This is a genomic window from Falsiroseomonas oleicola, assembly GCF_019029495.1.
GTDB lineage: Bacteria > Pseudomonadota > Alphaproteobacteria > Acetobacterales > Acetobacteraceae > Falsiroseomonas > Falsiroseomonas oleicola.
Genome location: NZ_JAERQM010000002.1, coordinates 293,697 through 319,199, shown reverse-complemented (window position 1 = coordinate 319,199; position 25,503 = coordinate 293,697). Strand labels below are relative to the sequence as shown.

The window sequence follows — 25,503 nt, the reverse complement described above, 5'->3', positions numbered from 1 at the left end:
TCTCTCGGATTTTCTTGTGCCGCCAGCCTAGAACAGCTCCGCGCCGCCGGGAACCTACAGCACCATGCCGCTTTCCGGATCGATCACATGCATGTGGTTGAGGTCCGCCGCCAGCGGCATCGGCACCCCTGGCTCGGCCGGGGTCGTCGGGTCGATTCGCGCGCAGATCTCGGCGCCCTGCATCCAGAAATGCACCAGCGTCTCCATCCCCATCGGCTCGATCACCTCCGGCGTCACATCGAACACCGCGATATTGTCGCGCTCCAGGTTCTTGGGCTCGGTGAGGTGTTCCGGGCGGATGCCGAACAGCACCTCCCGCCCCGCCGCGCCCTGGTAGCGCGCCGTGCGATCCGCCGGCACCGGCAGCACGATGCCATTGGGCAGGTTCAGCCGCAGCGCGCCGGAGCCATTCTCCATCCGCGCCGGAAAGAAATTCATCGCCGGGCTGCCGATGAAGCCGGCGACGAAGCGGGTCCTCGGGTGGTGATACAATTCCTGCGGCGGGCCGACCTGTTCGATGATGCCGTGGTTCATCACCACCACACGATCCGCCAGCGTCATCGCCTCCACCTGGTCGTGCGTCACATAGACGGTGGTGGTGCGCACCTTCTGATGCACCTTCTTGATCTCGGTGCGCATCTGCACGCGCAGCTTGGCATCGAGGTTCGACAGCGGTTCGTCGAACAGGAACACCTTCGGATCCCGCACGATCGCGCGGCCCATCGCCACGCGCTGCCGCTGGCCGCCCGACAGCGCTTTCGGCTTGCGCTCCAGCAACGGCTCGATATCCAGGATCCGCGCCGCATTGTTCACGCGCTTGGCGATCTCCGCCTTCGGAAACTTCCGCAGCGTCAGGCCGAAGGCCATGTTCTCGTAGACCGACATGTGCGGATACAGCGCGTAGTTCTGGAACACCATCGCGATGTCCCGGTCGCGTGGCGGAATGTCGTTCACCACCGTGCCGCCGATGGCGATCTCGCCGGAGGTGATTTCCTCCAGCCCCGCGATCATCCGCAGCGTGGTGGATTTGCCGCAGCCGGAGGGACCGACGAGGACGACGAATTCATGGTCCGCGATCTCCAGATCAATGCCCTTCACCGCCTGGACATTGCCCTCATAGGCCTTGACCACCTTGCGGACCGAAACCTCAGCCATGTCGGATTCCCTAGCCCTTGGTTGCGCCGGCGGTCAGGCCGGCAATGTAGTAGTCCATCAGGAAGGCGTAGATCACCACCGGCGGCAGCGCGGCCACCAGGGCACCGGCCATGATCTGCCCCCAGGCGAAGGTATCCGCCCGCACGAGCTGGGAGACGACGCCGATGGTCAGCGGCATCTGGTCCGGCGTGGTGACGAAGGCGGTCGGATAGACGAAGGCGGCCCAGGACACGGTGAAGGCGAAGATCGTGGCCGCGATGATCCCGGGCAGCGCCACGGGGATGAAGATGCGCAGCAGCATCTGCGACCAGGACGCGCCATCGATCAGCGCCGCCTCGTCCAGCTCCTTCGGGATGGAGGTGAAGTAGCCGATCATGATCCAGGTGCAGAACGGCACCGTCAGCGTCGGATAGACCAGGATCAGCCCCCAGATCGAATTCAGCAGGCCGAGCCCGCCGACGATCTGGTACAGCGGAATGAACAGCAGCGTGTCCGGCACCAGGTAGGTCAGGAACACGCCGGTCGCCAGCACCTGGCTGCCGAAGAAGCGCATCCGCGCCAGCGCGAAGGCGGCGAGGATCGAGATCACCATGGTCAGCGCCACCACGAACAGCGTGATGACGATGCTGTTGAACATGAAGCGCTGGAACAGCGGGTTGAAGATGATCGCCGTGTAGTTCTCCAGCGTCGGGTCGCGCACCAGCCAGGGGCTGCCGATCTGGCTGGCGATCTCGCCGCTGCCCTTCAGGCTGGTGATGAACATGTAGAAGGGCGGCGCCATGAAGATGATGGCGGCGATGACCAGCGAAATATAGGCCGTCAACAACGCCCAGCGCCGTTCCTTCCGGAGGCTGCCGGCCAGGTGGTAGATGCCCTTCGGGGCCTCGCCCGCGGTGGTGGCCGACATCACATCTGCTCCTTGTTGCGCCGGGTGACGCTGCGCAGCACGAAGAAGGCGCAGAGGGCGAGGATCGGGAACATGAACAGCGACACGGCCGCACCGCGCGGGATGTTGCCGGACAGGATGCCGACCTGGAAGGCGTAGGAGGCAAAGACATGCGTCAGGTCGCGCGGCCCGCCATTGGTCAGCACGCGGACGATGTCGTAATTCGCGAAGGTCACGATCAGGCTGAACAGCACGGTGATGGAGATGATGTTGGCCATCATCGGCAGCGTCACGTAGCGCAGCCTCTGGAAGGAGGATGCGCCGTCGATCATCGCCGCCTCATACAGCTGCTCCGGCACCGATTTCAGCGCGGCCAGATACATGATCATGAAGAAGGGCGCGCCGATCCAGACATTCACCATGATGATGGCGATGCGCGCCCACCAATGGTGGCCCAGCCACGGCACCTCCGGCACCGAGATCACGGCCAGCAGCCAGTTGATCGAGGAGTAGGAGGGGTCGAACATCCACCACCAGCCGAGCGTCGACAGCGCCGGCGGGATCACCCAGGGCACCAGCAGCATGCCGCGCCACTTGCGCTGCCCCTTGTCCGGGATGTGGTGCAGCATATGCGCCAGCCAGAAGCCGATGGAGGCCTTCAGCACCACCGCCGTGATGGCGAAGAAGCAGGACTGGAACGCCACCATCCAGAAGGTGTCGCTCTCGAACAGCAATTCGAAGTTCAGCGTGCCGGCGAAGGCCGTCATCCGCCGGTTGAGCGTCGAGAGATAGATGGCATAGGCCGCCGGATAGGCGACCAGGCCGACGATGATCGCCAGCAGCGGCAGGGTCATCAGGAAGGCGATCGTCGATCGCCGTCGCGCGAAGCGCTGCATGGCGTTGGCGCGTCCGCGATCCCTGCTCGCCATGCCGCCCAGGGCGTGGCTGCCATCGGCTACCATGAACTTCTCCCCTGCATCCTTGCGGATGGGCGGCCGCGGCCGCCCATCCGTCGCCCCCGCCGCGCCGGCTTCAGCCGCCGCGGACGATGTTGGTCAGTTCGCGATGCAGCCAGTCCAGCGACTGGTCGATGGTCTCGCCACCCTGGGCGATGCGCGCCACCACCTTGGTGTTCAGCGCCTGCTGATAGGCCTGCACGGCGAATTCCGCCGGTGCCGGGGCCATGGCGATGCTGGCGGTGGCGTTGTGGTGCGCCCGCAGCGGGTAGTTGTAGACGGTGCCGACCGGCGGCCCTTCCTTCGCCCAGACCTCGAAGTTGTTCATGCTGACGAAGGGCGGGATGTCGTAGCCGTTGCTGGTGTTGGTCTGCTTCTCGGCGGAGGTCCGCTCGGACAGGAATTCCAGAAGCTGCTTGGCCGGACCCTTGTTGCGGCTGAACGCCCAGATGCCCCAGAAATACGGCAGGTAGGGGGTGAAGCGCCCCTCCGGCCCGGCCGGCACCGGCACGGTCCAGCACTTCTCCGCCACCTGCGGCGCATCCCGCTTGGCCACCGCCCAGGCGGAGGGCGGGTTGAAGATCAGCGCGGAACGGCCGGAGATCAGCGCCCGGTTGTTGGCACCATCATCCCAGGCCCAGACATCGTTCGGCAGGAAGCGGGAGAGCTTCACCAGGTACTCCACCGCCGTCTTCAGCTTGGCATTGCCCTGCACCGTGACCTTGCCCTCGCGGTCCATCATGCTGGCGCCGAAGGAGGCCATGATGGCGCCCACCGTATCCACCGCATCGGTGAAGGAGCCCATGGGCATGCCGAAGGGCACGCCGGCGGCGTGGCACTTCTCCGCCGCCGTCAGGAAGGTGTCCCAGTTCCAGGTGTCGGCGCCCGGGCCGCGGGTGTCGTTCGCGGGCCACATGGCGCGGATGTCGATGCCCGCATGCTGCTCCATCAGGTCGAAGCGGACGCAGGCCGGCTTCATCTGGGTGCCCGACACCGCCGGGATCGCCACCCATTTGCCGCGGATCTTGCCGAGATATTCCGCCGCCGCGTTCACCGGACCGTATTTCGCCGTCAGCCGGCCCATCACATCGTCCAGCGGCTCCAGCATGTCGTACTTCGCCGCCGGCTCCCAGGTCGGGAAGGACAGGATGTCGTGGCCGGAGCGCGACTGCGCCTGGGCGGCGATGGTCAGCAGGTTCTGGTTGCCGACCGAGGTGATGAAATCGACCTGCACATTGACGCGGTTCTTCTCGCCCCATTCGGCGCAGAGTTCACGCATCGCGCCATTGCCCGCCGGAACCCAGTGGTCCCAGAAGCCGCAGCGCAATGTGGTGGTGGCCTGGGCGTGAACCGCAGGCGCGGCGAGCGTTCCGCCCGCAACGGTGGCCAAGGCACTGGCGCGCAGCACATCGCGCCGGCTCATCCCGTCGAATGCCATCCGAACCTCCTCCCTCGCGGCCGGTTCTCCGGTCCGCTTTGTTCCCGCGGAAAGGTTAGTCAGCCTTTGCGCGCCCATGCAACCGCTGATGACGTTGCTTGCGCGATAGGAATCGCCCGCTGCCGCAGGAATCGCCGGATGCCGGAGGATTGACCCGAACCCCCGGGGCGCGGGACGATGCGGCCATGGACATTCTCGATTTCGACGTGGTCGTGATCGGTGCCGGCATCGCCGGCGCCACCGCGGCCGCCCATTGCGCGGCCACCGGCCGCGTCGCGCTGATGGAGGCGGAGGAAACCGCCGGCTATCACAGCACCGGGCGGTCCGCCGCCATCTGGATCCAGAACTACGGCCCGCCGGATGTCCGGCGCCTCTCCGCCGCCTCCCGCGCCTTCTTCGCCGCGCCGCCCGCGGGTTTCGCCGAGGCGCCGCTCTTCGCGCAGCGCCCCGTGGTCACCATCGCCCCCGCCGAGCAGGCGGCCGAGATGCAGGCGATGCTCGACGCCGGCGAGGGGCTGGAGCCGATCGCGGTGGCGGAGGTTGCCGCCATGGGGCCGCCGCTGAAGGCCGGCTATGCCGTCTCCGCCGCCATCGAGCGCGATGCCTTCGACATCGACGTGGCCGCGCTGCATGCCGGCTTCCTGAAGGCCGCGCGGGCGGCGGGCGGCGTGCTGGCGCTGCGCGCAAGGGCCGGGCGCATCTGGCACGAGAAGGGCCTGTGGCACGCCACGGCGAATGACGGCACCGTCTACCGCGCCCCGGTCCTGGTGAACGCTGCCGGCGCCTGGGGGGATGAGGTCGCGGCGCTGGCCGGCATCGCCCCGATCGGGCTGCAACCGAAGCGGCGCACCGCGCTCATCATCGATCCCGGCCAGCATGATTGCAGCGGCTGGCCCCTGGTCGGCGATGCGGCGCATAGCTGGTACGTGCGGCCGGAGGCGCGGCGCAAGCTGATGGTCTCCCCGGCCGATGAAACCGACATGCCGCCGCATGACGTGCAGCCGGACGAAATCGACATCGCCATCGCCATCGACCGCATGCAGCAGGCGCTCGATATTCCCGTGCACCGGGTGGAGCATCGCTGGGCCGGGCTGCGCAGCTTCACGCCGGATCGCAGCCTGGCCATCGGCTTCGATGCCCGGGCCTCTGCGGCAGGGGCGCCGGGCTTCCTCTGGATGATCGGCCAGGGCGGCTACGGCATCCAGACCTCGCCGGCGGCGGGGCGGCTGGTGGCCGGGCTGGTGGCCGGCGCGGTGGCGGAGGATTTGCGGCCGGTGGTGCCGCTGGTCGATCCCAATCGATTCAGGGCCGCCGCATGACCGCCTTGCCGACGGCGGGGGATGTGCGCGCCGCCGCCGCGCGCATCGCGCCCCATATCATCCGCACGCCGATGCTGCGCCACGCGCTGCTGGACCAGATCACCGGCGGGACCATCCTGGTGAAGCCGGAGCCCTTGCAGCGCACCGGCAGCTTCAAGCTGCGCGGCGCCACCAACGCATCCCTGCGGATGTCCGACGCCGCGCGGGCCGGCGGCGTGGTGACGCATTCCTCCGGCAATCACGGCCAGGCGGTGGCCTGCGCGGCGGCGCTGCTCGGCATGAAGGCGCTGATCGCCATGCCGCAGGACGCGCCCGCCATCAAGGTGGAGAGCACCCGCCGCTGGGGCGCGGAGATCACCTTCTTCGACCGCAGGACGACGGACCGGGAAGCGCTGTCCGCACGGCTGGCGGCGGAGCGGGGCGCCACGCTGCTGCCGCCCTTCGACCATCCGGACGTCATCGCCGGCCAGGGCACGCTGGCGCTGGAACTGGTCGAGGATGCCGCCGCCGCCGGCCTGTCGCTGGATGCGCTGGCCGTCTGCACTGGCGGCGGCGGGTTGATCGCCGGCTGCGCCCTGGCGGCGGAGGACGCCTCCCCCGCCACCGCCATCTGGGCGGTGGAGCCGGAGGGCTGGGACGATACGCGGCTGTCGCTGGAAGCGGGGCAGCGCATCGCCAATGACGGCCAGGGCGCCACCCTGTGCGACGCGCTGCTGTCGCTGCGGCCCGGCGAGCTGACCTTCGCCATCAACCAGCCCCGCCTGGCCGGTGGCGTGGTGGTGACGCAGGCGGAGGTGTTCCGGGCGATGCGCTTCGCCTTCGAACATCTGAAGATCGTGGCCGAGCCGGGCGGCGCCGTCGCCCTGGCCGCGGTGCTGGCCGGCAAGGTGGAAGCCCGGGGGCGCGCCGTCGGCGTGGTGGTCAGCGGCGGCAATGTGGACCCGGCGACCTTCGCGAAGGCGCTGGCCTCGCCCCTCAGCTGATGGCCGCCTGGAAGTGCATGGCATCCGGCGTGCCCCAATCGCCGCCCCAGACCCATCCCTGGGCCTGGAACGCCTGGATCACCGGCACCGGCATCATCCCGGCGCCGTCACGCCACGGCACGCCAAACCCGTTGCGAGCCGGGTCGAAATCCACTGCCGCGCCATAGGCATGGGTGGACAGGCGGCTGCCGCTCGTCCGTCGCCTGAACGTATACCCCCCGCCGTAGAGGTGCATGCGCGCGGCCTCGATCGCGGACTGGCTGCCGTAATGCGACATGATGGTGTCCAGCGCCTGCCCGAGGCTTTCGGCGCAGCGCCAGTGGATACGCAGTGACCTGATCTTGAGTCCATGATCCCAGGACGCCACCATTCTCCAGCGCGCGGGAATGGCAACCAGATTGGCGCCTTCCCAATGCGAATCGGGTGCACCGTCGTTGTCCTTGTCCGGATCGCCGTAGAAGGCATCCAGTGCGGCATCTGTATCCTGCGGCCATACGGGCATGTCATGCGCCTCCATCCTGCCAGCAAACCCTGGCGGATTTTGTTGTGAACCAGCAACATGAATCCGGCGCTGCCTGATGGCGCAACCGCATCGCGCGCCGCCTTAGCGCCCTCTTAACCGACCTCCGCTATCTCCTACCCCGACCGGCCCAACAGGGGCGCGGATGGGACTTCATGGAGATCCATGGCCAAGGGCGGCAAAAACGGCGCGACGATCGTCATCAAGCGCATCGAGGAAGGCGGCGGCGGGCACCATGGCGGCGCCTGGAAGGTCGCCTATGCCGACTTCGTCACGGCGATGATGGCCTTCTTCCTGCTGATGTGGCTGCTGAACGCGACCACGGAGGAACAGCGCCGCGGCATCGCCGACTACTTCGCCCCCACCAATGTCCTGGGCCAGAGCACCACCGGCTCCGGCCAGCCCTTCGGCGGGCGCACGCCGAACGAATCCGCCCAGCTCACCCAGAATGCCGGCGCCATCCGCCTGCAGCACGGCCCCCTGCCGGTGCTGGAGGATGTGGAGGTGGAGGAGGATGTGCCCACCGTCGCCCGCCCCATCCCGATGCGCGACGCGCCGGAAGGCGAGGATGAGGAGGCCGAGGAGCGCCGCAGCCAGCAGGCCCGCGCCGACGCCCCGCCGGGCGACATGGACCCGGTGGAACAGGCGCGGATCGCACAGCTTCAGGAGGAGGGGCGCGAGGCCGAGGCGCGGGCGCTGAGCGACGCCGCGCTGCGCGCCGAGCACGAACGCCGCGAACGCGCCGAATTCGAACGCACGGCGGAGGAGTTGCGCAATGCCGTGGCGGAGGACCCGCTGCTGGCCGAACTCGCCCAGCAGATGCGGGTGGAACAGGTGCCGGAGGGGCTGCGCATCCAGCTTCTGGACGCCGACCAGCAGCCGATGTTCGCCCTTGGCGGCGCCGCACCGAATGACCGCGCCCGGCAATTGCTGGCCCGCGTCACCCAGGCGGTGGCGCGGCTGCCCAATTCCATCGCCATCGCCGGACACACCGATGCCACGCCCTTCCGCGGCGGCGGCGATCGCTCCAACTGGGACCTCTCGGCGGAACGCGCCAATGTCACGCGCCGGCTGCTGACCGAGGCCGGCCTGGCGGAAAGCCGCATCCGCAGCGTCACCGGCCATGCCGCGCGCGACCTGCTGCTGCCGGAGACGCCCAATGCGGCGGGCAATCGACGCGTCTCCATCACCCTGCTGCGCGACCCGCCACCCGGCGCGGCGACAGCTCCGGCCACGACACCGCCGGCCGCTGCTCCCGCGCGCCCGGCCAGCGTGACGCCCCCGGCGCAACGCGCCGCCGCCCCCACCCCCTCCACGCCACGGAGCCTTGTGCGATGACGACAATCGGTGGCCTGGTCTTCCTGCTGGCGATGGTCTTCGGTGGCTACATGATCGCCGGCGGCAAGTTCGGCATCATCCTGAAGTCGCTGCCCTATGAGATGATGATGATCGGCGGCGCCGCCATCGGCGCCTTCGTCATGGGCAACAGCATGCACAGCGTGAAGCACACGCTCGGCGGCTTCGGGAAGATCATCAAGGGCGAGCGCTTCCACAAGCACGAATATGTCGACCTGCTGTCGCTGCTCTACTGGTTCGTGCGTCTGGCGCAGACCAAGGGCGCGATGGCGCTGGAAGCGCATATCGAGAAGCCCTCCGAAAGCCCGGCCTTCCAGAAGTTCCCCAAGATCATGGCGGACAAGATCGCGCTGGCGATGATCTGCGACTACCTGCGCATGGTCGGCATGAATGCCGACGACCCGCACCAGATCGAGGACATCATGTCCAAGGAGCTGAAGAAGGTGCGGGAGGAGGAGATGCATGTCGCGCACACCTTCCAGACCACGGCCGATGCGCTGCCCGCGCTCGGCATCGTCGCCGCCGTGCTGGGCGTCATCAAGACCATGGCTTCCATCGATTCACCGCCCGCCGTGCTCGGCGGCATGATCGGCGGTGCGCTGGTCGGCACCTTCCTCGGCATCCTGCTGGCCTATGGCGTGATGGGGCCGATGGCGACGCGACTGAACGGCGTGATCCTGGAGGATTGCAAATACTACGAGGTGATCCGCGCCGTGCTGGTCGCGCATCTGCACGGCAATGCACCGCAGGTGGCGGTGGAGGCCGGCCGCAAGACCGCGCCGACCCATTCCATGCCGAGCTTCGCGGAGCTGGAGGAGGCGTTGCAGAACCTCCAGATCGGCTGATCGGGCCGAAGGCGGTCAGCCACCCGGCGGTCGCAGTGCCAGCCGCCCCTCGGTGACCAGCGCGCGCACCCGGCGCAGCAGCTCCGCGCGCAGGAAGGGCTTGCGCAGGATCTGGATATGCGGCGGCAGGTCGCTCAGATTCTCCACGCCCGGATAGCCGGTCACGATCAGGCCGGGCAGTTCCGGCCGCAGCGTCTCGATCCGGCGCAGCAGGTCCACGCCGGACATGCCCGGCATCGCATAATCGGTCACCACGCAATCCAGCTTGGCACCGGCCACGACCAGGCGCAGCGCCTCATCGCCGCTGCCCACCCGCACCACCTGGTAGCCGGCGCCGGACAGGAAGGCGCCCAGCGTCTGCAGCACGGCCGGCGCGTCATCCACCAGCAGCACCCGGCCCTGCGCGGGCTGCACCGGCGCGGCCTGCCGATCCGCCGCCCGGTCGAGATCCACCGAGGCGCTGCGCGGCAGGAACAGCTCCACCCGCGTGCCCTGGCCGGGCTGGCTGGTCACCCGCACATCGCCGCCGGATTGCCGCGCATAGCCGAGCACCATCGGCAGGCCCAGACCGGATCCCTCCCCCACGCCCTTCGTCGTGAAGAAGGGTTCGAAGATCTTGTCGAGCAGCTCCGGCGGAATGCCGGACCCGGTATCCTCCACCGCCAGCAGGGCATAGTCGCCCGCGGGCAGGGTCTCGGTCGCCGCCTCCGGCCCGATATGGCAGCCTTGCGCGCGGATGGTCAGGGTGCCGCCCTGCGGCATGGCATCGCGCGCATTGATCGACAGGTTCAGGATGCAGGCCTCAAGCTGCGCCGCATCGGCGAAGGCATGCAGGCCGCCCTGCTCCTCCTCCGCCCTGATGCGGATATTCGGGCCGAGCGTGCGTTCCAGCATCGACACCGTGCGGCGCAGCAGGCCGGCGATCTCGATCCGGCTCGGCCGCAGCACCTGCTTGCGGGAGAAGGCGAGAAGATGATGCGTCAGCCGCGCCCCGCGCAGTGCCGCGTCGATCGAGGCCTCGACCAGTTCCTCGCTCTTCGGATCCGACTGAACGCGGTCCTTCAACATCTCCAGGCTGCCGATCATGGCCTGGAGCAGGTTGTTGAAGTCATGCGCCACGCCGGCGGTCAGCCGCCCCACCGCCTCCATCTTCTGCGCCTGGCGCAGCAGCGCCTCCAGCTGCACCCGCGCCGACAGGTCGAGGATGGCGGAGAGCACCATTGGCCCGTCCTCGGTCTCGATCGGGTTGAGACCGATCTCCACCGGGAACTCGCTGCCATCCTTGCGCAGCCCGTGCAGATCCCGCCCCGCGCCCATGGGGCGGGAGCGTGGATCGGACATGAAGGCGCCGCGCAGCCCCGGGTGATGGTGGCGGTAGCGGGCGGGCACCAGCATCTCCACCGGCTGGCCCAGCATCTCCGCGCGCGGATAGCCGAAGACGCGCTCGGCCTGGGCGTTCACCATCTCGATCAGCCCGGCGGCATTGATCATCACCATGGCATTGGGCGCCGCCTCCACCACCTGGCGGAAGCGCGCCTCCCCGGCGCCGCGCTGCTGGCGGCGCAGCGCGGTCAGTTCCGTCACCCGCTCCTCCAGCTCCCGGCGGGTGGCCTCCAGCGCATCGATGGCACGCCGCTGCTCGGTCAGGTCACGCAGCAGCAGGGCGAAGCCGGCCTCCGGCTCCGGTTGCGGCAGGATCGTGCTCTGCGCCCAGAAGCAGGACCCGTCCTGCCGGCAGATCGAGGATTCCAGGACGAGGCGCCCCCGCCTCCGCGCCTGTTCCAGGTCGCGCCAGGGCTGGCCGGCCGCCGCCTGCTCCGGCGCATAGAGTATGCCGACATGCTGGCCGAGCGCGGTCGCCTCGGCATGGCCCAGGATCCGCTGCGCCGCCTCCGTCCAATGGATGATGCGGCCATCGGGTGCCAGGCGAATGGCGGCGCAGCCCGGCAGGGCGTCGGCAAGTGCATCGATCAAGGCATCTTCCTGCATGGGCGACCTCATCGCGGGCGGTCCCGCCTGGCCGATTCACGGCGGCACCGCCACAGGGCGCGGCACCGCCGCGGTCTGGCCCGCGGCGCCGCCGCAGTCTGAACCGCATCGGTTGATGCATTGACACAATTAGAGCCCAAAACCTTCCCATTGTCGTGAGGCTTATTGCCGTTCAGCCGGGTCCGAGCACACGGCCCGTGCCGGCCTCCACCAGCAGGCGGCGCTGCGTGGCGCGGCGGTGCAGGGTCAGGCGCAGCCGCCCGGCATCGGCGCCCTCGCCGCGCTCGACCACGGAATAGACATGGCCGGCGCGCAGATCGGCGAGGAAGTCGGGGAGTGCGACACCCAGCAGCGCGGCCGCCTGTTCCGCGGTCAGCGCCACATCGCCGGCCGCATCGATCTCCACCCGCTCGGGCAAGGTCATCGCTGTCTCCCTGGTTGACCAGGGCGCCGCGGAACGGCAACGGGGAGGCATGACACAGATCCCGCCTCCCGATCCCGCCAGCCTGGACCCCGACGGCGCAGCCTATCACAGGCTGCTCGGCCTGACCCTGATCCACTGGGAGGACGGCTTCGCCCGCCTCGCCTGCCAGGCCGGGGATGCGCATCGCAACCGGTCCGGCATCATCCATGGCGGGCTGATCCTGTCGATGATCGACCAGGCCGCCGGCTATGCCGGTCTGTGGTGCAGCGTGCCCGGCAATGTCCGCAAGGCGGTCACGCTGGACCTCGATTGCCGCTTCACCGGCCAGGTGAAGGGCGGGCGGGTGATCGCCGAGGGCCGCATGGCGCAGCGCGGCCGCAACATCTTCTTCGTGCGGACGGAGGTCTTCGACGAATCCGGCCAGATGGTCGCCTTCGGCGCCTCCACCCATCGCTGGCGGGCCGGCAGCGAGACGCATGAGGGCCAGAAGCCCGGCGCCTGAGCGACTGGACAGGCCTTATACCAGCAGGGCCAGCCCGGCCTCCGGCCCCGCCAGGATTTCCGCCAGCCGGGCCAGCTCGATGCGGCTGAGCCCGGCCGGGTTCCCGGCCAGCCGGGCGAGGCGGCGCAGCGCTTCCTCCCGCCGTCGTTCGAACTCGGCCTGCTGGCCCAGTTCGCGCCCAGCGGCCTCCAGCCCACACAGGTCGCGCGCCGTCGCCTCCAGCATCGCCACCGTCGCATCATCGGCCGGGGGCGCCGCGGCGGCGCGGGTGGCGGGGGCGAGCAGCCGCGCGGCAAGCGCGGTCGCGTAATGGCCATGGCAGGCCTGGGCGGCCTCACGCCGCAACCGCGCCACCAGCGCCTGCCGCGCTGCCGGCGCATCCGCCTCCGGCTCCGCCAGCAGAACGGCCAGCCGCGCGGCGGTCGCCGCCATCGCGGCGGCATGGTCGCATTCGGCCAGGCAGGCCACCTCCGCCGCCAGCCGCGCCGCCAGCGCCGCCTCGGCCATGGCGGCCAGTTCCGGCGCCAGCCGGGTCGCGAGGCTGGCGACCAGGCCGGGCCGGGCGGCGTTGCGCAGCAGGAAGGCCATGCCCGCCGCCAGGGGTGCGGGCCCTTCGGCCGCCAGCGACGCCAATGTGGTGCGCAGCACCGCCTCCGACGGGTTCACCGCCAGGGAGGCCTGCCAGAGCGGCACGGCGCGGCGCCACAGCGCACTGGCCAGTTTCAGCGCCGGCAGCACGGTCTCCGGCGTCAGGCCCGGCGCCGTCCAGCCGTCGGGCGGGCCGTCCCGCAGCGCCTGGCCGGCCGCGGGCCAGAGCCGGGCGCCGAGGCCGGCGACCACCGCATGGTCGGCCAGACCATGCCAGGGCGCGGCGGCCTCCACCTCCGCCGCCAGCGCCGGCAGGTGCCTCGCGACCAGCGCGGTGGTCGCGGGGATGGCGGCGCGGGGGAAGGAGGGCAGGCCCTGCGCCGCGCCCACTGCGCCTTCCAGCGGCAGGAACAGCAGTTGTGCCAGGCGCATGGGGCGTTCCGGCACGACCGGAAGACCCTCCAGCAGGCCCAGCACCCGCCCCGCCCCATGGTCCTGTCCCTGTTGCAGCGCCTGGTGCAGCCGTCGCGTCTGCCCGCCGAGCAACCTCATGGCACCAGCGCCCGCAGCGCCTCATGGCGGGCCATCCACATCCCGGCGGGCATCTCCGGCAGGCCGGGCAGCACCGCGTCCCGGGCGCGCAGCAGCGTGTCCCAGGGGGCATCCTGTGGCGGATCCTCGGCCCAGCCCTCGGCCTCCCGGGGCAACACCGGCAGCATGGACAGCATTTCCGCCAGCAGGACACCGCGCTCCGCCGGATCGGCGGAAGCCCAGAGGGCGCCCAGCATCGGCCAGCCATCCAGCAGCCATTCCGCCCGCGCGGCCAGCGCCGCCAGCTTGGGCAGCACCTCCGCCGGCTGCGGCGCCTGCCGCGCCGGGCCGGGGGGCAGCTCGGCCACCGCCGCCCAGAGCGCGGCGAGGCAGGCATCCGCCTTGGGCAGGGTCATGCGCGCGGCGCTGAGCGCGATGGAAGCGGCGCGACGTTCGGCCTGGCCGGGGGCGGACTGCGCGAAGGCGGCGATGCTGGCACAGAAGGCCTGCAGGGCGACGATACCCTGCGGGATCGCCGCCGTGGGCGGGCTTTGCGCAAGCTGGTCGTGGCCCACCCCGGCCTGGGCCAGGATCGCGACCATCGGGCCGAGCAGCGCGCCGGCGGCCGCTTCCTCGCCGAAGGCCTTGGCCAGCGCCTCCCGCACCACGTCGCGCACCGCCTCCTGCTGCCGCTGCGCGGTCAGGGCGGCGGCCTGGGCGGGGCGGCCGGCATAGCCCAGCCAGGCCACCTCCCGCGCCGCGGCGCGGATCAGGGCCGGGGTCGGTCGTTCCTGCTGGGAGATCCGGGCCCAGAGCTGGCGGTCATGCAGCGAGGGGGCGCGCCGCGCCAGGCAGGCGTCCCATGCCACGACCTCCGTGCCACCCGGTCCGGGCAGGAGCAATTCCGCGGGTTCGGGCGACTGCCTGCGCAGCCTGGCGCCCGCGAGCAGGGGCGCGGTGAAGGGCACGGCACAGCCGCGCTCGGCGAAAAGCGCCGGGCGCGCCGGCGGGCGGGGGACAGGTTGGGGCATCGGCCGGGCCAGAGTGCCGGGCGGTGGATGAACAAAGTATTTGTCCCGGACAGGGATTCAGTTCCGCGCCCTTGCCCCTGGGCCGGATTCGAACTGCCGGAGCCGCCGCCGGGGTTCCTCCGACATGTCGAGGCCGCGCTCATCCCAGGCGTAGTGCGACATCAGCACCAGCTTGGCGGCGTAGTAGTCGGTCGCATCGGCGACGCGGGGCAGCGCCTCATGCCGTCCCCAACCCGCCTGGGCGGCCATGGCAAGCTGCGCGATCGCCAGGATTCCCGGCGTGGCGGCATAGGGGGCGGTGGCGCCGGTGACGACATCGACCCAGGCTGGAATCCGGCGCCAGCGCGGATCGCCCCAGAACTCGGCACAGGCCCGCAACGTCGGCTCCGCCACATGGCCGCCCCAGACCAGATGCAGCGGCACGCGCACCGCATCCCAGGAAAAGCGCGGCGGCCAGCCCGGGGCCGGACGGGGGCTGCTGCCATTGGCGGGCAGCATCAGCCAGTCGGGTGGCAGCCCCCAGCGGCCGAAGCGCGCCGCCCGGGTCAGGCGCAGCCCGGTTTCCCGCAGCGCGCGCCAGACCGGATCGGGCATCGCGGCCTCCAGCGCCCGCAGCGCGCCGAACAGCCAGTAGGACAGGTTGAGCACCACATGGTCGGCGTGGCGGAAGCCATAGGCGGCGGGCAGAAGCAGCGCCTCATCCCCCCGTCGCAGCACGCAGAGCCGCAGGATGTCGCGGGCGATGGCCAGCGCCTCGGCCCGGTGCGCCACATCCCCCCAGCGCTCATGCGCGATCAGCAGGCCCCAGGCGATCAGCAGGTCGCCATCGGTGGCATTGTTCGGGTCATCCACCGGGATAGCCGCGCCCGGATTGTAGCGCCAGGCGTGCAGCGAATCGCCCGGGCGGCGCAGCGTGCCGCGCGTCCAGCGCAGGATGCGTTCGAAGCTGCTCCGGTCGGAATGCCGGGCGGCGAAGATCAGCCCGGTGCCCTGGCCCTCGCTATGCGAGACGTTGCGGTTGCCGGAATCGATGATCCGGCCCTCCGGCAGCAGCCAACGGCGGCAGAAGCCCGCCCAATCGCCCGCATCCCGCGCCACCTCCGGCCGGGATGCAATGGCGACGCGCAGGGGGTCGGAGGCCTGCGCAGGATGGCTCCCGGCAGGCAAGGTCAGGGCCGGCAGGGAGGATATCAGCATCGAAGTCAGTGCGCGGCGGCCACCGACACATCGGGGCGGGAACCCGGGCAATATCGACACTCCACAGTAAATACATTTTAGAAAATATACTCTGACGTGCAGCGACCTAATTCGCAATATCTCAAGTATGCAGTGAAGTGTTACTTTCACCTACGTGAACAATAATTCCACAGAAAATCTTTCACCACATGTATTGCGTTGCGGTGTCTCCGTGGGCACAAGCCGTGAGGGGGGGCGATGGGAACCCTCATCCGCTGGGACAGAGCATGCCCCACAAGAATTCGAACTGAAATTGATATGGATCACGATCCGCCAGACGGTGAGGCCTAGGCTGATCGGATGAAACGCCGCCCCGCATTCCGGCTGGCTTCCCTTCTCGCCGGCCTTCTTCCAGGCGCCACCCTGGCCATGGATGGCGCCACCCTGCCCTTGCCACCCATGCCGATCAGCCAAGCGCTGGCGCTGGCACGCGATCAAGGGCTGGTGCCGGAGGCGCCGCAGGCCCTGTCAGATGGGCTTCTGCTGCATGTCGCCCTGCCTGTCGCCGACCGCTGCAGCCCCGCCGGCGCCTGGCTGCTGTGCCCCGGCCTGCGGATGGCCAGCGCCGGCGCCGCGCCCTGGGCCCCGCTGGTCGCGGCCTGGTGGACCCGCGACCTGGCCGAACCGACACCGTTGGCGCAACTGCGCGCCGAGGCCATCGGCCGGCTCGGCCCTCCTGCAGTGGAAACGGGTGAAAGCGACAGTCGGCGCGGGCTGGACCTCACCCTGCACCGGCTGGCCTGGCATCTGCCCGGTCCCCCGCCCCTGCTGCTGGAGGTGCGCTACGTGCTGGAGGACGACCCGCAACCCGCGCCAGGCGCCGCCCCCCTGGCCCGGCGCGTGGCCTGGTCCGCGGTGCCGGTACCGCGCTGAACCCACGCCAGATCATGCGGCTTGCACCGTCGTGCATGCCGCATGATCCTGCTTCCGCCTGATCGCGAGCCTCCGATGTCTCGGTGAGTCCGCCTCCCATCATCACGCTTCAGCGCAGAAGCCGCCGCATCAGCGTGTACAGCGCCTCCACCTCCGCCCGCTGGGCATGGGCCGTGCCCGCCTGCGCCACCGTGGCGCCACCGGCGGCGCTGCCCCAGGCGAAGGCCTCCTCCGGCGCCAGGCCGCGCGCCAACGCCAGGGTCATCGCCGCGACGAAGCTGTCCCCGGCGCCGGAGGCGCCGCGCACCGGCACATCCGGCGCCGGCAGCCGCCACACCCGCTCCGCGCTCGCCAGCACCGCGCCGCGATGGCCGAGCGTCACCGCCACCAGCCGCGCCGCGCCGGAGCGCGCCAATTCCTGCGCCGCCGCCTCCTGCTCCGCCGCCTCGGGCAGCTTGCGGCCGATCAGGGATTCGAATTCGCCGAGGCTCGGCTTCACCAGTTCCAACCCGCCGGCCTCGATCGCCGCGCGCAGCGCCGGGCCGGAACTGTCCACCACCACCCGCTGGCCGCGCGCGCGGGCCTCCACCGCCGCACGGGCGAAAAAATCACCGCCCATGCCGCGCGGCAGGCTGCCGCTGAGCACCAGCCAGCGACCGCCCGCCTTCGCCAGGGCATCGAGCGTGGCGCGGGCCTCGGCCTCCGTCACCTCCGGCCCTTCGGGAATGAAGCGGTATTCCAGGCCGCTCGACAGGTCCTGCACGATCTGGGCGATGCGCGTTCGGCCGGCGATCGGCACGATCTGGCGCGGCAGGCCGAGGTCATCCACCAGTTCCTCCAGGAACCGGCCCGTGACACCGCCGGCCAGCAGCACGGCCAGCGCCTGCCCGCCCAGTTCCCGTACCACGCGGGCGACATTCACCCCGCCGCCGCCGGGGTCATAGCGCTCATTGCGGGTGCGGATCTTGCGCACGGGCCGCACCGACTCGGCCTCGCTGGCCAGGTCGATGGAGGGATTGGCCGTCAGCGTGACGATGCGTTTTTCACTTGGCATACGATAAACCTGCCAGAGGGCACGCCGCGAGGCGAGGGGGCGGGATCATGTCCCGAACCAAATCACCGCCAGTGTCAGCGCCCCACCCATGGCCAAGGCCAGGGCACAGGCCGGCAAGGTGCGGCGCAGCACCGCGCCCTCCTGCCCCGCGAGGCCCAGGCTGGCCCCGCCGGCGACGATATTGTGCGGGCAGATGACATTGCCGATGGCCGCGCCGAAGCCCTGGGCGGCCAGCAGCGGCAGGGCCGGCAGCGCCAGCGCCGTGGCGGTGGCGAGCTGGAAATCCGTCAGCAGGATGTTCGATGCGGTGGCGGAGCCGGTGACGAAGGTGCCGAGCGCGCCGGTGGCCGCGGCGAAGAGCGGCCAGGCGCCGCCGGCCAGGCCCGCCGCCGCCTCCGCCAGCACCGCGATCATGCCGGAATGCACCATCAGCCGCGCCAGGCCGAGCATCAGCACCAGCGCCAGCAGCACCGGCGGCAGGCGCGGCAGGGCCCGGGCGGCGGCCTGGCGGAGCGCGGGCAGGCCTTCCCGGCGCAGGGCCACCGCCAGCAAAAGGCTGGCCAGCAGCAGCGTGCCAGGATGGGTCAGCGGCTGCATCGCGCCGTGGAAGGCGCCATCCGCCAGGGACCAGCCCAGCGCCGGGGCCGACAGCACCTCCCCCACCCCCGGCAGCAGGCGGGTGGCGAGGATCAGGCCCAGCAGCAGCAGATAGGGCAGCACCGCGCGCCCCAGCGCCGCCGCCCCCGGCGCCGGCTCCGCCGCCGCGCGGGGCCGGCGCGGAAGGGTTGCGATGAAGGCGAGGCCGCCGATCAGGGCGCCGCCCAATGTGGGCAGTTCCGGCCCGATCCAGATGGCGATGGCCAGGAACGGCAGCAGGAAGGCCAGGGCAGCGCGCAGCGCCAGGGCCGCCCCGCCCGATCCCGGCCCCGATCCCGTCACCCGATGCAGCGCCAGCGCCATCACCCAGCCGCAGCCCGCATGCAGCAGCGCCGTGGCGCCCGACAGCGCCCGCGGATCCAGCCCGCTCGCCGCCACCTGCGGCACCACCGGCGTGCCCACCGCCCCGAAGGACACCCCCACCGCATGGCCGAGCAGCGCCATGGCCACAGCCTGGGTCGGGGGAAAGCCCAGCCCGACCAGGATCGGCGCCGCCAGCACCACCGGGGTGCCGAAGCCCGCCGCCCCCTCGGTGAACAGGGTGAAGAACCAGGCCACCAGCAGCGCCGTCACCCGCCGGTCGGCCGAAAGCCGCAGCAGGGCGCGGCGCAGCGTCTCCGTGCCGCCATTGGCCTGCTGAAGCTCATGCAGGCACAGCGCCGGGGCGACGATCCAGAGAATGGTGAGGGCGGAGAAGCCGGCCTCCGCCGCCACGCCGCCCAGCGCCGCGGCCGCGCCGCCAGAAGCGATCGGCCCCTGCCAGCCGAAGACGAGCAGGGCCACCGGCAAAGCCAGGGCCAAACCGGCCAGTCCGGCCGGCACCGCGCCGCGCCCGGCGCCGGCCATCAGCAGCACGATCAGCGCGATGGGCGACAGCGCCGCGATGGTCATCATCCGCTCATCCCCCCCTGCGTGGCAGCGCGATGCCCCGCGCCAGCGCGACACCGTTCCAGGCCGCGGCGGAGATCCGCGGCCCGCATCGCCCACCGCTGTATCATACCAACGGCCCTTCCGCGTGACCGCCCCGGGCCACCCTGATGCGGCCGTGCCGAAGGCACGCCCGCGGCGGCGGCCGCTCGGACCGGTCAAGGACCGGCCCGCCGGTATCAAACGATTGAGAATCCGCGCACCATATCCGCACGGAGGGGCCGTTGGCTGAACCCCGCCCGGCGAAGCGGCGCCAGCTTTCGTCCGACAACATTGATTTTCATCAATGTTGTGACGTTCCCATTCCCTCAATCTACGCGTCGCATATCGAAGGAGGACCCCATGGCCATGACGCCACCGCAAGTGTCGGCCGACAGCGCCATCCCGCGCCGCATCCTGCTGGCCACCGATCTCAGCAGCCGCTGCGACCGCGCCCAGGACCGCGCCGTGCGCCTCGCCCAGGCCTGGGGTGCGAAGCTGTCCATCCTGCATGTGATCCCCGGCGAGGTACCGGCGGACAGGCCCTCCTGGCGGCGTGAGGACGGCGGCGGCCGCGCGATGGTGGAGGCGCAGATCCGCGCCGATCTCGAAGGCAGCGGGCTCGATCCGGAGGTGCTGCTGGCGCGCGGCGACCCGGCCGAGACCATCCTGCACCAGGCAGGCGCGCTGGGTGCCGGGCTGCTGGTGACGGGTGTCGCCCGGGATGAGATGCTGGGGCGCGCCTCGCTTGGCGCCATCGTGGACCGGTTGGTCAGCCACGCGCCGATGCCGGTGCTGGTGGTGAAGGGCCGCGCGCAGCGTTCCTATCGCGAGATCCTTGTCGCGACGGACTTCTCCGCCGCCTCCCGCCATGCGCTGGAGACGGCGCTGCGGCTGTTCCCCGAGGCCCGCATCACCCTGTTCCACAGCTATCAGGTGCCCTTCGAGGGCTTCATCAGCCGCGGCGCCAATCAGGAGGAGATGCGGCAGATGGCCCTGGCGGAGCAGGCGACCTTCCTGGACGGCGTGAGGGCCGCGCCGGGCTGGCAGGAACGGGTCACCCCCCTGCTGGAACATGGCGAGGTCAGCGGACTGGTCTGCGACTATGTGCGGGAACGCGGCGTCGGGCTGGCGGTGCTCGGCACCCAGGGGCGCAGCGGCCTCGCCGGCTTCCTGGTCGGCAGCACCGCCAAGCGGCTGCTCGCCGCCCTGCCCTGCGATACCATGACCGTGCGCCAGTCAAGCTAGGATCATTCCCATGCAGGTCGCCGTCTTCAGCGCCAAGCCCTATGACCGGCAGTTCCTGGAGGCCGCCAATGCGGCGGCCGGGGCGCCGCACCGCCTGGTCTTCCAGGAGGCGCGGCTCTCCGCCGAGACCGTCGCTTTGGCCCAGGGTGCGGGGGCCATCTGCGCCTTCGTCAACGACCAGGCGGATGCCGGGGTGCTGGAGGCGCTGGCCGGGCTCGACGTGCGGCTGGTCGCGCTGCGCTGCGCCGGCTTCAACAATGTGGACCTGGTGGCGGCGCAGCGGCTCGGCATCACCGTCGCACGGGTGCCGGCCTATTCGCCGGAATCGGTGGCGGAGCACACGGTGGCGATGATGCTGTCGCTGAACCGCCGCATCCACCGCGCCTATGCCCGCGTGCGGGAGGGGAATTTCGCGCTGGACGGGCTGCTCGGCTTCGACATGCATGGCCGCACCGCCGGCATCGTCGGCACCGGGCGCATCGGCCTGGCCGTCGCCCGCATCCTGCGCGGCTTCGGCTGCCATCTGCTGGCGCATGACACATTTCCCTCGGAGGAGGGGCGCGCGCTGGGCCTGGATTATGTGGCGATGGAGGAACTGCTGGCCCGGTCCGACATCATCACCCTGCACTGTCCGCTGACGCCGGCGACGCGGCATCTGATCGACGCGGCGGCGATCGGCGGGATGAAGCGCGGCGCCATGCTGATCAATACCAGCCGGGGCGCCATCGTCGACACGCGGGCGGCGATCGACGGGCTGAAATCCGGCGCCATCGGGCTGCTGGGCCTCGATGTCTATGAGGAGGAGGCGGATCTGTTCTTCGAGGATCTGTCCGGCCAGATGCTCCAGGACGACATCTTCGCCCGGCTGCTGACCTTCCCCAATGTGCTGGTCACCGCGCACCAGGCCTTCTTCACCGCCGATGCCATGGCGGCGATCGCGGAGATCACGCTGGACAATATCAGCGCCTTCGCCAGCACCGGCCGCGCGCGGCATGAGGTCTCGACCGAGAAGCTGGCCTGAGCGCCGTTTCGGTGCCCTCTGGCGCCGGGCGCGGCCTCTGGCCGCCTGGCTGCGCGCCACTGGGCACGGCGCCCGTTCGGGCGCTCGGCCGGCGTCGCCGGCCGCGGTCGGTCTTTGCGGGTATCGGCATGATACCGCCCCTCCGCCCCGGCTTCACGGCTGATTCACCAGGGCGCGGTTAGCCTGCCATCCAGACATCCAGGATGGAGGTCGGCGCCCGGGCGCATTCCCGGCCAGGCCAGGATACGCGGCCCTTGCAACGTGACTTGCCCCAGCGGCGCGACCTGCCCCCGCAACGCGGCTCCATGGACCGGATGGTGCGGCTGCTCGGCCTGGCGCCGGAGGCCGGCGCGGCGGCGCTGGCGGCACGGATGGGGCCGGATGTGGCGCTGCTTCCCTGCGGCCAGGCGGTGGCCCTGGTGCAACCGGCCGAGGCGCCCCTGCGCCGCCTGTTCCAGCGCCGCGACCGCGCCGCCCTGCTGCGCGCCTGGCCCCGGCTGCGGCAGCGGCTGGAACTGGCCTGCCGGCACGGCGCCTTCCTGGCCTGCGACCCGCTTTCCGCGACCTGTCCCGAGGCGGCGCTGCGCGACCTGCTGGCCATGCAGGAAGGCGCGCTGGCCAGCACCCTGGCGCGGCAGGGCGGCCGGCAGCAATGGGATGTGGTGCTGCACGGCGTCGCACCCGATGGCACGGCAGCCCAGGCCGCGCTGGAAGCCGCGCTGCATCCGCATGTCGTCGCCATCGCCGCCCAGCCCCATGACCTGGGGGAGCACGAGTCCGGCGCCACCATCATCCTGCGCGACGGCGCGGTGGCGGCGCTGCAGGCGGCGCTGAATCTCGCCTTGCCGCGCGACCAGCGGGTGGAACTGCGCGGCCCCTTGCCGGCGCTGGCACTCGGCGCGCTGCGCCTGCTGCGGCCCGCTGAGGCAACCGGCCACTGGTCGCTGGGCGGCCTGCCGGAACGGCGCCAGCCCGCCGAGGTGACGGAGCTGTGGCGCGGCCTGGCCAGCGCGCTCCAGCCCGGCACGCCGCAACTGCGCCAGGCCGCCACCATCGAGGCCGCCTGAGATGAGCGCGCTCTACGCCTATGCGGTGACCATGGGCGGCATGCCGCTGCCCCAGGCACCCGGCATCCTGCCCGGCCTGCCCCTGCTCGCTTTGGATGAGGCCGGGTTGACCGTGCTCGCCAGCCAGGTGCCCGAAGGCTTCTTCGACGCGGCCGAGGACCCGGACTGGCTGGGCGCCCGCGCCGAGGCGCATCACCGCGTGGTCGCCGCCGTGCCGGGGCCGACGCTGCCCCTGGCGCTCGGCGCCGTCTTTCCGGATCCTGGTTCCCTGCGGCTCTGGCTGCGGCAGCGCGCGCGCCGCTTCGGTTGCGCCCTGGCCGCCGTCTCCGGCTGCGCCGAATGGTCGGTGACGCTGGAGGAGGATGTGGCCCAGCACGCCGCCTGGCTGCGGCAGGCCGACCCTGATCTGGCCCGGCCCGCCACGTCCGACGAGATCGGCCAGCCCACCGCGCCACGGCCGGGCGCGGCGCTTCTCGCCGCCCGCCAGGCGCGGCGGCGGCAGGCGGCGCAGGACCTCGCCCGGCTGCTGGGTGCCGAGGCGCGACACCTCGCCCCGACCCGCCCCGAAGCGGGCGCCGTGGCCGGCTGGGCCGCGCTGCTGGCCGGCGATGCGCAGCGCCGGCTGCGCAAGGCGCTGGACACGGCCGCCATGGACCTGGCCGGTACGGGGCTGGTGCTGTCCCTCGCCGGCCCCTTCCCGCCCTATGCCTATGCGCGGGAGGCCGCGCGGGATGCCTGACGTGGCCGGATTTTCGAGGATGGAGACAGCCATGCAGGCGCCGAAGCCGGATCTTCGCAGGCTGAATCTCAGCAGGTTGGGTGCGGATGGCCTGCTGGCCGCGCTGTCGCTGGGCGCCGGGACGGGCCTGATGGGCGCGGCGCTGGCCGGGGGCCTGGAAACGCCCTGGGCCATGCCGGCCGCCGCCGGCCTCGGCCTGCTGGGCGCCGGCGTGGCGCTGGCCGGTCTGTGGCGCCGGGGCGCCGCCCCCGCCGCACCGGCGACACGGCCGGAGGCTATGACGGAACCCATGGCCGCGCTGCTGCGCGCCCTGACCGAGGAGATGATGCGGCTGAAGCGGGAGGGCGCGGAGGCCACGCGCATCCAGGCGGATTCCGCCCAGGCCGCCACGCGCATGGCCGAAGCCGCCGCCCGCGCCACCGCGAGGCTGGAGGAAAGCGCCGAGAGCAGCGGCAGCGCCGCCCAGGCGCTGGCTTTGCTGCCCGGGCTGGTGGACAGCCAGGCGCAGCGCATGGCGCAGATGACGGCCCGCGCCGAGCAGGCCCTCGCCCTGCTGCCGCAGGGCATGGCGGCGCGGCTCGACAGCCTGCCGCAGGAGGTCGCGGCCCAGCTCGCCGGGCCGCTCGACGCCTCGCTGGTCGCGGCGGAGGGGCGGCTGATGGCCCGGCTGGACCGGATGCCGGAAGGCCGGCCGGAGCCGACGCCCGGGGCGCGCCCTGATCCCGAGGAGAATGGCCGCATGGGCCAGGTGGCGCAGCGCCTGGAACGCGCCGCCACCGCCATGCTGGCGCTCGGCGACGCCCTGCCGCAGCGGCTGGAACAGGTCGCCAGCCATGTGGAACAGCGGCTGGAAGCCGCGCTGCCGCCCCTGCTCGCCGCGCTGCCCGGCCCGGTGGAGGCGGCGGCCGCGGCGTTGCGGACGGAAATGGACGGCCTGTCGGGCCGGTTGCGTGCCGATACCGCCATGCTGCGGGAGGAAGCGGCGGCGCTGGCGGCCATGGCCCCAGGCCTGGAAGGCAAGGCCGCCGAGGCCGTCGCCGAGCTGGCCGGGGCAGCGGAAATGCTGCGTGCCGAGACCAGCCGCATGGCCGCCCTGCCCGAGGCCCTGACCGCCGAGGCCCAGGCCTTCACCGCCGGACTGCGCGACGAGACCGCCGCCGCGGCAACCGCGATGCATGAACAGACCGCGCGGCTCGGCGCGCTGGAGACGGATACCGCCACGACCCTGGCGGCGATGCGGGAGGAGGCCGCGCGGCTCGGCACGCTCGGCCCGCTGCTCGCCGCCCAGGCCAGCGCGATGGTGGCCCAGGCCGCCGAGGCCGGCGCCACATTGCGGCAGGAGGCTGAGGCGCTGACCCGCGTCGCGCCGGAGATCGCCGCCCAGGCCGAGGCCATGGCGACCATGATGCGGGAGACGGCAGAACGCCTGCGGGAGGAAGCGGAACGGCTCGGCGCCGTCGCCCCGCAACTGGCGGAGGAGGCCGCGGCCAGCGCCGCCCAGGTGATGGAAGCCGCCGACACCTTGCGCGGCGAGGCGACACGCCTCGGCGGCGCCGTGCCCGCCTTCGATGCCCGGATCAACGAAATGGCGCAGCGGCTGGACGATGCGACGGAAGCCCTGCGCCAGGAAGCCGCCTGCCTCGGGCTGGTGGCCCCGGCGGTGGAGTCGCAGGGCATGGCGACACGGGACGATATCGCGGCGGCGACGGATGGGCTGCGCCAGCAGATGGATCGGCTCGAGCGGCTGGAACCGATCGCGGAGGCCCATCTGACCGCGGTCCAGGCGGCACAGCCGCTGCTGGAGGGCGCGGCGCAGCGCCTCGCGAGTTCCACCGGCATGATGGACGCCGCCGGCCACCGGCTGCGCCCGGCGGCGGAAGCGCTCGCCGCGCTGGCCGAACGCCTGCCGGAGACCTGCGCCGCGCTGGAGCGCGCGGCGGAAGCGCCGAACCGGGCCGCCGAACGGCTGGCGGAGGCGGCGGCGGCGCTGACCGCCGCGACCGGGGCAAGCCCGGGGGCGGCCACACTGGAAGTCGAGACGATCCCCATGGATCGCGCCGGCGCGGCGTAATACCGGCGGATCGGTCTCTTGACCGGTCCGAGCGCCCGAATGGGCGCCGCGGCTTATGCCGCGCAGCCGAGGAAACCGGAGGTTTCCGCCCGGCGCCTGAGGGCCTGG

The 25,503-nt window shown here is 71.5% G+C and carries 23 protein-coding genes; 11 read left to right on the top strand and 12 right to left on the bottom strand.

Features of this window, described 5'->3' with window-relative positions; all coding sequences use genetic code 11:
- Positions 1-54 precede the first annotated feature (54 nt).
- From JJQ90_RS08335 to JJQ90_RS08320, 4 genes are all read right to left on the bottom strand, one after another.
- Positions 55-1,155: an ABC transporter ATP-binding protein gene (locus JJQ90_RS08335; RefSeq protein ID WP_216874297.1), complete on the bottom strand. Its 1,101-nt coding sequence runs from the start codon at positions 1,153-1,155 to the stop codon at positions 55-57.
- Between the two features lie 10 nt (positions 1,156-1,165).
- Positions 1,166-2,062, bottom strand: coding sequence for a carbohydrate ABC transporter permease (locus JJQ90_RS08330; RefSeq protein WP_216874296.1), 897 nt, complete (start codon positions 2,060-2,062; stop codon positions 1,166-1,168).
- Positions 2,062-3,003 (bottom strand): carbohydrate ABC transporter permease, encoded by a 942-nt coding sequence (locus tag JJQ90_RS08325; RefSeq protein ID WP_230410492.1) that lies wholly within the window; start codon positions 3,001-3,003, stop codon positions 2,062-2,064. Before JJQ90_RS08325 ends, JJQ90_RS08330 begins: the two co-directional genes overlap by 1 nt.
- A gap of 70 nt (positions 3,004-3,073) precedes the next feature.
- Complete coding sequence (locus tag JJQ90_RS08320; RefSeq protein ID WP_216874295.1) at positions 3,074-4,435, bottom strand: ABC transporter substrate-binding protein; 1,362 nt, start codon at positions 4,433-4,435, stop codon at positions 3,074-3,076.
- Between the two features lie 149 nt (positions 4,436-4,584).
- On the opposite strand from JJQ90_RS08320, the gene JJQ90_RS08315 reads away from it, so the two are divergent.
- Both JJQ90_RS08315 and JJQ90_RS08310 read left to right on the top strand, forming a co-directional pair.
- Positions 4,585-5,754, top strand: coding sequence for an NAD(P)/FAD-dependent oxidoreductase (locus tag JJQ90_RS08315; RefSeq protein ID WP_230410491.1), 1,170 nt, complete (start codon positions 4,585-4,587; stop codon positions 5,752-5,754).
- Positions 5,751-6,737, top strand: a complete 987-nt coding sequence (locus JJQ90_RS08310; protein ID WP_216874293.1) for a threonine ammonia-lyase — start codon at positions 5,751-5,753, stop codon at positions 6,735-6,737. Before JJQ90_RS08315 ends, JJQ90_RS08310 begins: the two co-directional genes overlap by 4 nt.
- Here the strand turns inward: JJQ90_RS08310 and JJQ90_RS08305 are convergent.
- Complete coding sequence (locus JJQ90_RS08305) at positions 6,730-7,254, bottom strand: M15 family metallopeptidase (protein WP_216874291.1); 525 nt, start codon at positions 7,252-7,254, stop codon at positions 6,730-6,732. The genes JJQ90_RS08310 and JJQ90_RS08305 overlap by 8 nt on opposite strands.
- A 168-nt stretch (positions 7,255-7,422) precedes the next feature.
- On the opposite strand from JJQ90_RS08305, the gene JJQ90_RS08300 reads away from it, so the two are divergent.
- Both JJQ90_RS08300 and motA read left to right on the top strand, forming a co-directional pair.
- Positions 7,423-8,595 carry a flagellar motor protein MotB gene (locus tag JJQ90_RS08300; protein WP_216874290.1) on the top strand — a complete coding sequence of 391 codons (1,173 nt, stop codon included), beginning with the start codon at positions 7,423-7,425 and terminating at the stop codon, positions 8,593-8,595.
- The gene (motA, locus tag JJQ90_RS08295) at positions 8,592-9,458 is read left to right on the top strand and encodes a flagellar motor stator protein MotA (RefSeq protein WP_216874288.1); all 867 of its coding nucleotides are present in this window, start codon (positions 8,592-8,594) and stop codon (positions 9,456-9,458) included. Before JJQ90_RS08300 ends, motA begins: the two co-directional genes overlap by 4 nt.
- 15 nt (positions 9,459-9,473) lie before the next feature.
- Here the strand turns inward: motA and JJQ90_RS08290 are convergent, their stop codons facing one another.
- A complete protein-coding gene (locus tag JJQ90_RS08290) occupies positions 9,474-11,447 on the bottom strand; it encodes a hybrid sensor histidine kinase/response regulator (protein ID WP_216874286.1) in 1,974 nt (657 codons plus the stop codon).
- A gap of 172 nt (positions 11,448-11,619) precedes the next feature.
- Positions 11,620-11,871 carry a DUF6522 family protein gene (locus JJQ90_RS08285; RefSeq protein WP_216874284.1) on the bottom strand — a complete coding sequence of 84 codons (252 nt, stop codon included), beginning with the start codon at positions 11,869-11,871 and terminating at the stop codon, positions 11,620-11,622.
- A gap of 49 nt (positions 11,872-11,920) precedes the next feature.
- Between JJQ90_RS08285 and JJQ90_RS08280 the strand changes: the two genes are divergently transcribed.
- Positions 11,921-12,373, top strand: a complete 453-nt coding sequence (locus JJQ90_RS08280; protein WP_216874282.1) for a PaaI family thioesterase — start codon at positions 11,921-11,923, stop codon at positions 12,371-12,373.
- A gap of 15 nt (positions 12,374-12,388) precedes the next feature.
- On the opposite strand, the gene JJQ90_RS08275 is transcribed toward JJQ90_RS08280, so the two are convergent.
- From JJQ90_RS08275 to JJQ90_RS08265, 3 genes are read right to left on the bottom strand one after another with little or no spacing between them, the layout of a single operon-like run.
- Complete coding sequence (locus JJQ90_RS08275; RefSeq protein WP_216874280.1) at positions 12,389-13,513, bottom strand: hypothetical protein; 1,125 nt, start codon at positions 13,511-13,513, stop codon at positions 12,389-12,391.
- Entirely contained in the window at positions 13,510-14,523 is a 1,014-nt protein-coding gene (locus JJQ90_RS08270; RefSeq protein ID WP_216874278.1) for a hypothetical protein, read from the bottom strand. Before JJQ90_RS08270 ends, JJQ90_RS08275 begins: the two co-directional genes overlap by 4 nt.
- A gap of 57 nt (positions 14,524-14,580) precedes the next feature.
- Entirely contained in the window at positions 14,581-15,720 is a 1,140-nt protein-coding gene (locus JJQ90_RS08265) for a glycosyl hydrolase family 8 (RefSeq protein ID WP_216874276.1), read from the bottom strand.
- Between the two features lie 339 nt (positions 15,721-16,059).
- Here JJQ90_RS08265 and JJQ90_RS08260 point away from each other — a divergent pair, with 339 nt between their 5' ends.
- Entirely contained in the window at positions 16,060-16,632 is a 573-nt protein-coding gene (locus JJQ90_RS08260; RefSeq protein ID WP_216874274.1) for a hypothetical protein, read from the top strand.
- A 109-nt stretch (positions 16,633-16,741) separates the two neighbouring features.
- Here JJQ90_RS08260 and JJQ90_RS08255 read toward each other — a convergent pair whose 3' ends face one another.
- Complete coding sequence (locus tag JJQ90_RS08255; protein ID WP_216874273.1) at positions 16,742-17,686, bottom strand: 1-phosphofructokinase family hexose kinase; 945 nt, start codon at positions 17,684-17,686, stop codon at positions 16,742-16,744.
- 45 nt (positions 17,687-17,731) lie between these two features.
- Complete coding sequence (locus tag JJQ90_RS08250) at positions 17,732-19,237, bottom strand: L-lactate permease (protein ID WP_216874271.1); 1,506 nt, start codon at positions 19,235-19,237, stop codon at positions 17,732-17,734.
- 381 nt (positions 19,238-19,618) lie between these two features.
- Here JJQ90_RS08250 and JJQ90_RS08245 point away from each other — a divergent pair, with 381 nt between their 5' ends.
- The 5 genes from JJQ90_RS08245 to JJQ90_RS08225 all read left to right on the top strand — a co-directional run bounded on the left by JJQ90_RS08245 (position 19,619) and on the right by JJQ90_RS08225 (position 25,395).
- A complete protein-coding gene (locus JJQ90_RS08245) occupies positions 19,619-20,497 on the top strand; it encodes a universal stress protein (protein ID WP_216874270.1) in 879 nt (292 codons plus the stop codon).
- 10 nt (positions 20,498-20,507) lie between these two features.
- Positions 20,508-21,518, top strand: coding sequence for a 2-hydroxyacid dehydrogenase (locus JJQ90_RS08240; protein WP_216874268.1), 1,011 nt, complete (start codon positions 20,508-20,510; stop codon positions 21,516-21,518).
- A 254-nt stretch (positions 21,519-21,772) separates the two neighbouring features.
- Complete coding sequence (locus JJQ90_RS08235; RefSeq protein WP_216874266.1) at positions 21,773-22,585, top strand: hypothetical protein; 813 nt, start codon at positions 21,773-21,775, stop codon at positions 22,583-22,585.
- Position 22,586: 1 nt separating this feature from the next.
- Entirely contained in the window at positions 22,587-23,324 is a 738-nt protein-coding gene (locus tag JJQ90_RS08230) for a GvpL/GvpF family gas vesicle protein (protein WP_216874264.1), read from the top strand.
- 31 nt (positions 23,325-23,355) lie between these two features.
- A complete protein-coding gene (locus JJQ90_RS08225; protein ID WP_216874262.1) occupies positions 23,356-25,395 on the top strand; it encodes a coiled-coil domain-containing protein in 2,040 nt (679 codons plus the stop codon).
- Positions 25,396-25,503: the final 108 nt, after the last annotated feature.